At 44.3% G+C, this 10548-nt stretch carries 12 protein-coding genes; 6 read left to right on the forward strand and 6 right to left on the reverse strand.

What is annotated here, in order from left to right; all coding sequences use genetic code 11:
- Positions 1–3 precede the first annotated feature (3 nt).
- Complete coding sequence (locus tag GX419_13710) at positions 4–909, forward strand: bifunctional enoyl-CoA hydratase/phosphate acetyltransferase (protein ID NLI25753.1); 906 nt, start codon at positions 4–6, stop codon at positions 907–909.
- 21 nt (positions 910–930) lie between these two features.
- Complete coding sequence (buk, locus tag GX419_13715) at positions 931–2046, forward strand: butyrate kinase (GenBank protein ID NLI25754.1); 1116 nt, start codon at positions 931–933, stop codon at positions 2044–2046.
- On the opposite strand, the gene GX419_13720 is transcribed toward buk, so the two are convergent.
- Positions 2043–2747, reverse strand: coding sequence for an SDR family oxidoreductase (locus tag GX419_13720; protein NLI25755.1), 705 nt, complete (start codon positions 2745–2747; stop codon positions 2043–2045). The genes buk and GX419_13720 overlap by 4 nt on opposite strands.
- A 34-nt stretch (positions 2748–2781) precedes the next feature.
- Between GX419_13720 and GX419_13725 the strand changes: the two genes are divergently transcribed.
- Positions 2782–3402, forward strand: a complete 621-nt coding sequence (locus GX419_13725; GenBank protein ID NLI25756.1) for a hypothetical protein — start codon at positions 2782–2784, stop codon at positions 3400–3402.
- A 114-nt stretch (positions 3403–3516) separates the two neighbouring features.
- The gene (locus GX419_13730) at positions 3517–4032 is read left to right on the forward strand and encodes a peptidylprolyl isomerase (GenBank protein NLI25757.1); all 516 of its coding nucleotides are present in this window, start codon (positions 3517–3519) and stop codon (positions 4030–4032) included.
- A 5-nt stretch (positions 4033–4037) separates the two neighbouring features.
- Here the strand turns inward: GX419_13730 and GX419_13735 are convergent, their stop codons facing one another.
- Genes GX419_13735 through GX419_13745 form a run of 3 tightly spaced genes read right to left on the reverse strand, consistent with a single transcriptional unit; the run spans position 4038 to position 5931 of the window.
- A complete protein-coding gene (locus GX419_13735) occupies positions 4038–4394 on the reverse strand; it encodes a response regulator transcription factor (protein NLI25758.1) in 357 nt (118 codons plus the stop codon).
- Positions 4395–4429: 35 nt separating this feature from the next.
- Positions 4430–4768 carry an Hpt domain-containing protein gene (locus GX419_13740; GenBank protein NLI25759.1) on the reverse strand — a complete coding sequence of 113 codons (339 nt, stop codon included), beginning with the start codon at positions 4766–4768 and terminating at the stop codon, positions 4430–4432.
- Positions 4769–4782: 14 nt separating this feature from the next.
- Positions 4783–5931 carry a hypothetical protein gene (locus GX419_13745; protein ID NLI25760.1) on the reverse strand — a complete coding sequence of 383 codons (1149 nt, stop codon included), beginning with the start codon at positions 5929–5931 and terminating at the stop codon, positions 4783–4785.
- A gap of 320 nt (positions 5932–6251) precedes the next feature.
- On the opposite strand from GX419_13745, the gene GX419_13750 reads away from it, so the two are divergent.
- A complete protein-coding gene (locus GX419_13750; GenBank protein NLI25761.1) occupies positions 6252–7574 on the forward strand; it encodes a hypothetical protein in 1323 nt (440 codons plus the stop codon).
- Here GX419_13750 and GX419_13755 read toward each other — a convergent pair whose 3' ends face one another.
- On the reverse strand, positions 7575–8273 hold the full coding sequence (locus GX419_13755; protein ID NLI25762.1) for a response regulator transcription factor: 699 nt from the start codon (positions 8271–8273) through the stop codon (positions 7575–7577). It lies immediately after the preceding gene.
- A 190-nt stretch (positions 8274–8463) separates the two neighbouring features.
- Positions 8464–9165 (reverse strand): response regulator transcription factor, encoded by a 702-nt coding sequence (locus GX419_13760; GenBank protein ID NLI25763.1) that lies wholly within the window; start codon positions 9163–9165, stop codon positions 8464–8466.
- A 163-nt stretch (positions 9166–9328) separates the two neighbouring features.
- On the opposite strand from GX419_13760, the gene GX419_13765 reads away from it, so the two are divergent.
- The gene (locus GX419_13765) at positions 9329–9802 is read left to right on the forward strand and encodes a toxin-antitoxin system YwqK family antitoxin (protein ID NLI25764.1); all 474 of its coding nucleotides are present in this window, start codon (positions 9329–9331) and stop codon (positions 9800–9802) included.
- Positions 9803–10548 lie beyond the last annotated feature (746 nt).

The following is a 10548-nucleotide window of genomic DNA, read 5'->3' on the forward strand; positions in this document are numbered from 1 at the left end:
TGTATGCAATATCTTGAAAAACCGCTGTCGCAGTTACTGAATGTTGCGCGGTCACGGCCGCAACGGAGGCTTGTTGTTGCCGCAGCCGAAGACAAGTCTGTTCTTCAGGCGGTATGGGAGGCAAGGAATGAAAAAATTGTTGCTCCTGTTCTCGTCGGGGATTCGGCAAAGATCAGGGAAATACTCAGGCAGCTGGGGGGCAGTGCGGACGACTGGGAGATAGTTCATGAACCCGATGCCTCGGCTGCTGCGTCGCGTTCAGTTGGATTAATCAGGGAGGGCAAGGGAGAGATCCTGATGAAAGGGTATCTTCCGACGGCTGTTTTGCTGAAGGCGGTTTTGCACAAAGAAAACGGTATCCGCGAATCGAGCATGCTGAGCCATGTTACCCTTTTTGAAATCCCCTCCTATCAAAAATTGCTGGGATTGTCGGATGCAGCCATTAATATTCAGCCCACTGTTGAAGAGAAAGCGGAGATCATCCGGAATGCTGTCAAGGTATTTCACAGGCTGGGTGTTGAGAAACCGCTTGTGGCGGTATTGGGTCCGGTAGAGACTGTTAATCCAAAAATAGAATCGACGGTTCATGCGGCTATGCTTGCTGTCATGCAGGTAAGGAAGCAGATACCCGGGTGTATCATTGACGGTCCGCTGGCCATGGATAATGCCATATCGGCCGAAGCAGCCAGGCACAAGCACATTGAAAGTCCCGTTGCCGGGAATGCTGATATTCTGATAGCACCTGACCTGGATGCAGCGAATATTTTGTACAAGTCGCTGATATTTTTTGCAGGAGCGGTTTCGGCCGCCATTATAACCGGAGCCCGTGTACCGGTAGTTCTTACCTCGCGGTCCGATTCGGAACGAAGCAAACTCTTATCGATTGCTCTGGCAGCTGCTCTGGAATAGTTACCATAAAACTGAACTACCATGCCTGACAAGAAGATTCTGGCCATCAATCCTGGCTCGACATCGACCAAAATTGCCGTGTATCTGAACAACAGGGTCATTTTCCTCAAAAACATCAGGCATCCCCCGGAAGAATTACGGAAATTCAAGCACATCAGCGAGCAGTACGAATACAGGAAGGAAGCGATTCTGAGGGAGCTTCATCATGCCGAGATTGATCTTTCGATGATTGAAGCTGTAGTTGGAAGAGGGGGGCTGCTGCATCCCATCCGTTCCGGGGTATATGCTGTCAACGAACGGCTGAAGGAAGACCTGCGCAAAGGAGTAATGGGAGAGCATGCCAGCAACCTGGGCGGATTGATTGCTGATGACATAGCCAGATCGCTTCCGAATGCCAAAGCCTATATTGCTGATCCCGTAGTTGTGGATGAGATGGAGGATGTAGCCAGAATCAGCGGTCATCCTCTTTTCAATCGTCAGTCCATTTTCCATGCTTTGAATCACAAAGCGGTCGGAAGGGCGTATGCGCGGCTGGTCAATCATCAGTACGAAGAAATGAATCTGATCATTGCCCATCTGGGAGGAGGAATTTCGATAGGGGCGCATAAGCAGGGTCGGGTGATTGATGTGAACCAGGCGCTGGACGGGGAAGGTCCCATGTCGCCTGAGCGGTCAGGCACCCTTCCGGCCGGCCAGCTGGCCAAGCTCTGCTTCAGCGGAAAATACAGCTACGACGAGATTAGGGAAATGATCACAGGGCAGGGAGGACTCATGGCATGGTTTGGCACCAACAACGCCTACGAGATTGAATTACTGGCTGCTGACGGTGATGTTAAGGCAAAGAAAATCCAGGATGCCATGGCATACCAGATTGGCAAGTACATCGGGGCGATGGCTGCGGTATTGCATGGCGAGGTTGATGCCATCATTCTTACCGGAGGACTGGCCCATAATACAGCTCTTGTTGAGTACGTAAAGAAGATGGTTTCATTCATTGCGCCTGTAGTTATTTATCCGGGAGAAGACGAAATGCATGCTCTGGCCATGAACGGACTCCGGGTTCTGCGCGGAGAACTTGAGTGCATGGAATACAATGAATCCAATATGATTAATACCGACCCGTTCAAGGAGGGTTAAGGGACTGAACAGGACACCGGAATGATTTTTCCGTTAAAAAAACGGTGGCCATTCAGGGCAAATTCAGCTATGAAGGAGGCCATTTCTCCGGGAGTGAGCGGAGCCTTATAATCAGGAAATGCTTCTGCCAGCATTTCTGTCTGAACGGAACCAAGTGCCAGGCAATTTACCGAAATTTTATCAGGTTTTAATTCTTCGGCAAGGCATTCTGTCAGTATGGCCAATGCTCCTTTGGAAGCGCTGTAATAATGAAGGCCGGGAAATTTCACACTTCCCTGCACACCACCCATACTGCCGATATTGACGATATGAGGATGCCGCGATTTTTTGAGGAAAGGCAGCAAACTTCTGATCAGCATGCCAGGCACAAGGACATTGGTTTCGAACATTTTTCCGGCTTCTTCGGCAGACATTTCGGAAAAGGGTTTCTTCACCAGAAGTCCTGCATTATTGACAATAGCATCTATCCGGTCGGTCTTTTTCTTGATTTGGTTTACAAGTTCCTCCGGATCTGACAGGCAGGCCAGGAGATCGTATTCTATGGTTACGAGATTTGAAAAAACGTCAGAAAGGGCGAACAGTTGCTTTCCATTTCGGGAAATAGCAAAAACCATACAGGATGAGTCTTCCAGAAATTTTTTGGTGAGGGAAAAACCAATCCCTTTACCGGCGCCCGTTACGATAATGTATTTTTCCGGCATAACTTTTGCATATAGATAAAAAAATACCCGAACTATGTCCAAAAATAAGAAATATGCCGGAATTCTTCTTTTCGTGCTTTTAGCATGGATATTTTCCCCCTCCGTGGGGTATGGACAGGAGCGGAAACGCGACCACGACAAGGAAAGGCAGGAAAAGGAAGAATCGAACCGGAAATTCTTTTTCGGAGGGAATTTTGCATTGATGATAGGGACGATCACCAATATAGAAATTTCTCCCCTGGTAGGATATCACATTACAACCCGGTTGTCGGCCGGAACGGGTATTACCTATGCCTATTACAAGGAACGGTTTACCGGATTCAATACCTATGAATCGCATATTTACGGAGGCCGGATTTTCGGATCGTGGCTGGCGATAAAAAACCTGAAAGAGCTGATTGGTCTGCCGGGTAACGGAGGCATAATCGGCTACACAGAGTATGAAGCGCTGAACATGGATGACAATTATAAGACAACCCTGATCAATACCGGAGATAAACAGAGAGAGTGGTTTCATAATGTTTACGTAGGAGGAGGATACCGGCAACCCCTTGGCAGGAATGCCTCATTCAATATTATGGTTTTATGGAATCTGAATCAGAGCCCGAAATTGCCGTATGACAATCCGACCATTCGAGTCGGATTCTACTTCTAGGCTCAGATTTTCCCTGGTACAATTTCTTTCAATACTTCATCGGGGCAATTTTCTTGGAAAGTTTTCCCGATTGGTGTATCTTTACAACTTTATTTACCTTAAAATTTTATTCGAATGGTAGTAGCCAATAACAAAGTTGTATCCGTTACCTATGAACTCAGAAAGAATTCTGCCGACGGAGAAATCATTGAAATCGTAAAGGAAGACAATCCGCTGGTATATATTGCCGGCATAGGCAGTTTGCTTCCTGATTTTGAAGCCAATCTGATGGGAAAGAAGCTGGATGAGTCGTTTTCTTTTTCCATACCTGCCGACGATGCATACGGACCCCGTGAAGATGCAGCCATCATAGACATTCCCTTGCAGGTGTTCATGGTTGACGGAGCAGTGGACTATGAGCTCGTAAAGATAGGACAGACCATACCCATGCGCGACCAGGACGGGAACCGGCTGAACGGAATTGTTCTGGATGTTAACGAAACCTCTGTCAAAATGGATTTCAATCATCCGCTGGCCGGCGATGATTTATTTTTTACAGGAAAGGTAGTTGGTATCAGGGATGCGACACAGGAAGAACTGGAGCATGGTCATGTACATAGCCATGGTGCGCATTCGCATGATGAAGATTAATATACTTATTTAAGCAGGCGTTTGATCCTGATGGAAAGTTCATTGGGGCTGAATGGTTTGGTAACATAATCATCAGCCCCAAGTTCAAATGCTTTCATTACGATATCTTCTGCCCCGATCCGGGTAAGCATTACTATAGGAATAGTCAGTTTCAGGTCATTTCGAACGTGACGGATGAGTTCAAGTCCATCGATGAGCGGCATATGAAGGTCGGTAAGCAGAAGATCAAACTGTGATTCAGCAAGTTTTTGTTTTGCTTCCGCTCCGTCGTGAACAGCCACCACCTCATATCCTTCCTGAAGCAAACGGTGATTGAGTGCCATCAGAGTCATTGCATCGTCTTCACAAACAAGAATTTTCATTGCCCCTCAAAATTACAGTACAACAAATATACAATTTAAATCTGAAAATCAGATTTTAGGTTCTCAATAACCAGTTTACAATCGGCAAAAATACGGGCGGCAAGTTCGGAAGCCAGATCCTGGTCGGGGGTATTTTTGGAAAGGTCTTCCAGTTGATCTGCGAGGAAACGGGTTTCGTTCATGCCAATAAAATCAAGTTGGGGAGCGAACTGGTGCACGAGTGAGCGCACCAGAGGCCAGTCAGCCTTGGCAGTGGCCATATTTATCTGATCCAGAAAGCGGGGTGCATTTGTGACGAATTCAGTAACGATGTTTTTTACAAACAATTCATCGCCGCCTGATATTTCTCTCAGATAGGAAAGGTTGTAGTTCATAAAATCACCAGAGATTAGTGCAATCTTTTGTATGTATCGTCCAATATTTTACTCATCAGTGGTATGTAATAACGCCATACAAAATTAGTGGTTTTTTGCGGTGAAGACGAATGCAGCACTGAAATTTTTTCCCAGTTTTTAATCTTTCTGGTCCAGTAAGGAATCCGGCAATTTGAAAAGTCGCCGGTAAAATACCAGAGTGACTGTTTTTGACGGGAATGAATAATAGCAGGAAAACGAACCGGTATCATTTCCCTTTCCATACGGGCCCTTCCGGAATCGTTAACCGGGATGTAGAATTCTGCAAAGATTTCATTGGCTGGACCCGAACCGGAGATTTCAAACCAGCCAGGATACTGGATGGTGTCGGGGAGGTAGTATTCAGCAGCTTTGCTTTTTGGAGTTACGATCAAGGGGATAGGGCTCAGAAGGTCATTCTGATCCAGTACTAAGATTCTGCTACCCCGTATGAAAACTATTCCAGGTCCTTTAAAATGCCATGGTTTTCCATACAATTTTGTATAGCTGGCAACAAGTTCCGGAAGCAGATCGGGATTTTTCGCTGTGTCGAGTTTTGGAAAAAATTTGCCGTTCCAGTATGAATAATCGATTTTGAACATTTCAGCTGTTTTATTGAGAACCAGAGGATCGGAAGCGGATGAAAAGAACTGGTGTTCGGCAATGACGGTTTTATTTTTATCGTACATGCTTTTAAGAAGGAAATAATCATTCTGGTTCAGACCTCCGATAATCTTAATAGTTGAGCCTTTCTTTTCGCCGGAGGCTCCCATGAACCATTCTCCATAGGTTATTCCTTTTGTATCGGCGTAGAAAAGCACATCATTCTTATCGCTTAATTCTTCGATGTCTTCAAGCCGTATTCGTTTTACTTCGAAATTACGGCTGTTTTCAGGAGCCAGAGGCAGAAAACCATAATAGTCGGTTGCCAGGTCGTACGGTTTTCCGTCAGATTTTGTAAAGCGGAAATGATTGAGTGTCCATAGGAAAGGTAAGTGACTGCTACGGCAAATATCTGTGACCGATTTGTCAACCAGAATGACACCCAGTTGCCTTTGCGGCTCAATGCGCCATAAGATATGGCCAGCAAACGGAATCAGGATCAGAAGAACCAGTAAAACCAGAATTATCCGGAGTGTTTTCATGGGGCAGAATTTTTAGGATAAATTTCTGGACAAATTTTTAATGGAGCACAAGTTATAAAAAAAAATGATATCAATTGATTTTCAGGACATCTAATTTGCGTTTACTTTATTAATTTTTGTGTTGGGCAAATAATCTTCCATTCGCAGAGCGGGATATTTGGTGATGGGATATTGTACAGCTTTTTTTGAAGCCGCAATAAAATCCATTGAACCAATCAGCCGGCTAATGGCATTTGTCCGTCAGTTGGCAGATAAACAATGAATAAACCGGTTGAATAAAACCAATTCATTATCTTTGCTGCAATTCAAAATTTTCTAACATGCACGTGCGCAAGTTTTTCCTTGTTTTTTTGTTCGTTCTGTCGATACAGGAAGTGTTTTCGCAGCAGCCCTGGTTGAATCCGAGATACGGCAGTGACAGTGTTTCCCGGATGCGATGTGCATCCAACCTTTCGAATGTTGATCAGTTTGTCAAGATCAATGTAATTGATTATGCTGTTGACAGCTGGAAGTATGTATTTGACAATTGTCCTCAGGCCAGTAAGAATATTTATATTTATGGCGTACGGATATATAAATATCTTATTGAGAAGGCGGCGGATGAAACCGAAAGAAGCAGAAAGCTGGACAGTCTGATGCTGATTTATGAGCGGCGCATCCAGTTGTACGGTGAAGAAGGTATGGTTCGTGGCAGAGAGGCTCTGGATGTTCTGAAGTATTCCAATCGGATTGATACAGCTTATCGATTGTTATCACGCAGTTTTGCTTTGCTTAAGGAGCAGGTTGAAGATCCTGTTTTATTAGCCTATGCTCAGGTTTCTGCCCAGATGCTCAAAGAGGGAAAGATAACGGAAGAAACCTACATGAGCAATTTTGAAACCATTACCGAATTCATCAACAAGCGCCTGAATTCCAATCCGAATGATGAGAAGACACTGAATCTGCAGGAGAGCGTTGTTCAGATATTTCAGACCGGGCCCCAGGTTTCCTGTGAGTCGCTGAGTGCCTACTATACGCAAAAAGCAGGAAAAGATGAAAACAAACCTGATTTTCTTCGCACAGCTATAACGGTACTGGAGAAGAATCGTTGTACACAGTCGCCTGTTTATGAGCGGTTTCTCAGGAAACATGCTGAAGTTGACACAGGTTCGGCATCGGCCTATCAGCTGGCCAGGTATTATACCGGGAAAGAAAAGTTTGAAGATGCCGTTTCAGCTTATCAGAAAGCCATTGAGGCTGAAAAAAGCGATGTCCTGAAAGCGCGGTACTATTATCAGATGGCACTTATCGAAGGAAGCCGGTTGAATCAGTTCAAATCTGCCAGGGATCATGCCCTCAGGGCGGCAGAGCTGATGCCCCGCTGGGGTGAGCCATTTATTCTGATAGGGAATCTCTATGCAGGAAGTTCAAAAACATGTGGCAGTAGCGAATTTGAACAGAAAGCTGTTTTCTGGGCGGCTGTCGATAAATTTGTTCAGGCCATGCAGGTTGATCCCGATGTTTCGGAACAGGCAAGGCAGCTTATCAGCGATTACTCGAAATATTTCCCCAATAAAGAAGTGGCATTTTTCAACGGGTACACGGAAGGGCAAACCTACCAGGTGGGATGCTGGATAAATGAAACTACCAGGGTTCGGTTCTGATTATCTTCCCGGATCGAATTTGTAGCCTACTCCTTTAATTGTTTTGATCAGCCGGTCACCGAATTTTTCACGCAATTTGCGTATATATACATCAATTGTCCTGTCACTGGTTTGTATGTCCTGACCCCACAAATAATCATAGATATCGGTTCGGGTAAACACTTTGAAAGGTTTGGAAACCAGGAGGCAGAGAAGGTTGAATTCTTTTCTCGGCAGGCTGATTTCGTTACCATCCATGATGACAAGATAGCGTTCCCGGTCAATAGTCAGCGGCCCTGCATGGATAATTTTTTCTTCCGGTGTTTCGGTGCGGTTCTTGGGTTCTCCCGTGCGTTTCAACAGGGCTTTTATATAGCTGACAAGAAGTTTGGGACGGACCGGTTTGATAAGATAGCCATCCGCTCCTGCCTCATAGGCGGCAATCTGGGTATAATCTTCTGAACGGGCACTCAAAAAGCAGATAATAACGTTCGACAATTTATCATTGGCACGGATGATTTCGCAGGTTTCAATGCCATCAATGCCCGGCATCATGATATCGAGAAGAATGAGATGCGGAAGGACTTCAGCGGCAAGCTCAATGGCTTGCTGGCCCGAAGAGGCTGTATAAACGGAAAAACCTTCTTTTCGGAGATTATATTCCAGAAAGGTCAAAACATCCTGTTCGTCATCAACGACGAGAATTTTATAGGCGGTCATTCTTGATTGATGTAAGTCAACCAAAAGTAAACCGCATGTATAAAATATTTATTAAGTAAAAGTTATGAAAAAATTAAACATGATCCTTTTCCCTTTCGCTGACCTTGCTTCGGATAAAAAATATTTTCGATGATGATTCAAAACTAAACTTCGGGATTTTACCTGGAGCATTTAACAACAAAAAAGGCCGTTAGCCTTCAAATTTATACCCCACGCCTTTGATGGTTTTGATCCGGTCCTCTCCTATTTTTTCTCGGAGTTTTCTGATATGCACATCAATCGTGCGGTCGCCGACAATCACATCGTCACCCCAAATCTGGTGGAAAATTTCATCCCGAGTAAACACTCTGTCGGGTTTCGAAACCAGTAAGCTCAGCAGTTCGAATTCCTTTCTCGGAAGTTCCATCTGCCTGCCGTTCTGAATAACGACATATTTATTTTTATCAATCGTTATATCATTATGCGTTATAATCTGTTCATCGGATGTCTGGAAATCTTCACCAGAAGATTGGCCATAGCGTTTGAGAAGAGCCTTAATGCGGCTCAGCAGAACTTTTGGTTTTACTGGCTTGGTAATGTAGTCGTCGGCTCCGGCTTCAAATCCGGCAATTTGCGAATAATCTTCCCCTCTGGCAGTAAGGAAGGCGATAAGCGTTTTCTCGAGTTCGGGAATTTTGCGTAACTCGTCGCAGGCTTCAATCCCATCCATACCCGGCATCATCACATCGAGAAGGATGAGATGCGGTTTAAAAGCAACCGCTTTAGAAATGGCTTCTTTCCCATTGACAGCTGATTGGACAAGAAAGCCTTCTTTTTTCAGGTTGTAAGTGAGAAATTCAATGATGTCTTTTTCATCATCAACCAGTAATATTCTGGGTTCTTGTATATTCATATTCCTTGATTTATACCACGAAATTAAGAAATCAGTATTAATTAATCATTAAAAGAAAAGAGCATGTTTTAATAATTCATTAATTTTAGGGTAACCAAAATGTAGCATTAAATAGCTTTTTTTGGAGGCATAAAAGTACCATTGCATTAATAAACATTTGGAAATGAAAAAGATCGTTGTTCTCTTGCTGACCTTGTGGTTGGGCGTGGAAGTATCAGGCCAGATAATTGAAACACCTGATGGCATATATTATGATTCATCAGGGAAAAAATATACGGGGGTATATACAGAGCGTTATGCCGACGGGAAGAAGAAAAATGTTGTAGAAATCAAGGATGGACTGAAGGATGGCATAACCCTTATGTATTATGAAAACGGGAATCTGAAGGAAGTCCGCTCATATCGTGCCGGGAAGATGCATGGCACATGGATCCAGTACAGCGTGGAAGGTATAAAAACCGGAGAAGCAAATTATTGCAATGACATAAAAAACGGTAAGTGGTACATCTGGGATGAGAAAGGCGTTTTGCGTTACGAGATGCAATATATTGACGGTGCCAAAGCCGGAATCTGGATGATGTATGATGAAAGAGGGAAACTAACCGATCAGAAAAGCTTTATGGAGGTAACTGATTGAATTCCAATCCCCCGTCATGTGATTATGGTCAATATTGGAGGGTTCCAGGGTTCCAATGTTCCAGGGTTCCAATGTTCCAGAGTTCCAAGGATTTCCGATTTCCGATTTCCCATTTCCTATTAATGTGTTTTAGCTCTCATAGCGTGATCTCGTATAGGAAATAGGAAATTTTCAGTGATTTTCGATTTCCCACCAATGAGGCTCTAAAGTTCCAGCGCAGAGCGTAAAGCGTAAAGTTGAGCTTGGAGTGCAGGGCATTTTTTAATTAGCGTAGAGCGTAAAGCGTAGAGCGTAAAGAGGGGTATTGGGTTTAAAGTGCAGAGCATTGTTTATTTAGCGCAGAGTGTGAAGCGAATGGCAAAAGATCTTTCCATTTCCCCGTTAGGGGATGAAGAACAATAGATGTGACGATCAAAATCCAATTTTTCCCCGTAGGGGATTAAGGAACGGGTTCCAAAGTTCCAGGGTTCCAGAGTTCCAAGGATTTCCGATTTCCCATTTCCTATTAATGTGTTTTAGCTCTCATAGCGTGATCTCGTAGAGGAAATTGGAAATAGGAAATTTTCAGTGATTTTCGATTTCCCACTAATGAGGCTCTAAAGTTCCAGCGTAGAGCGTAAAGCGTAAAGTTGAGCTTGGAGTGCAGGGCATTTTTTAATTAGCGTAGAGCGTAAAGCGTAGAGCGTAAAGAGGGGTATTGGGTTTAAAGTGCAGAGCATTGTTTATTTAGCGCAGAGTGTGAAGCG

Source organism: Bacteroidales bacterium (assembly GCA_012517825.1).
GTDB lineage: Bacteria > Bacteroidota > Bacteroidia > Bacteroidales > JAAYUG01 > JAAYUG01.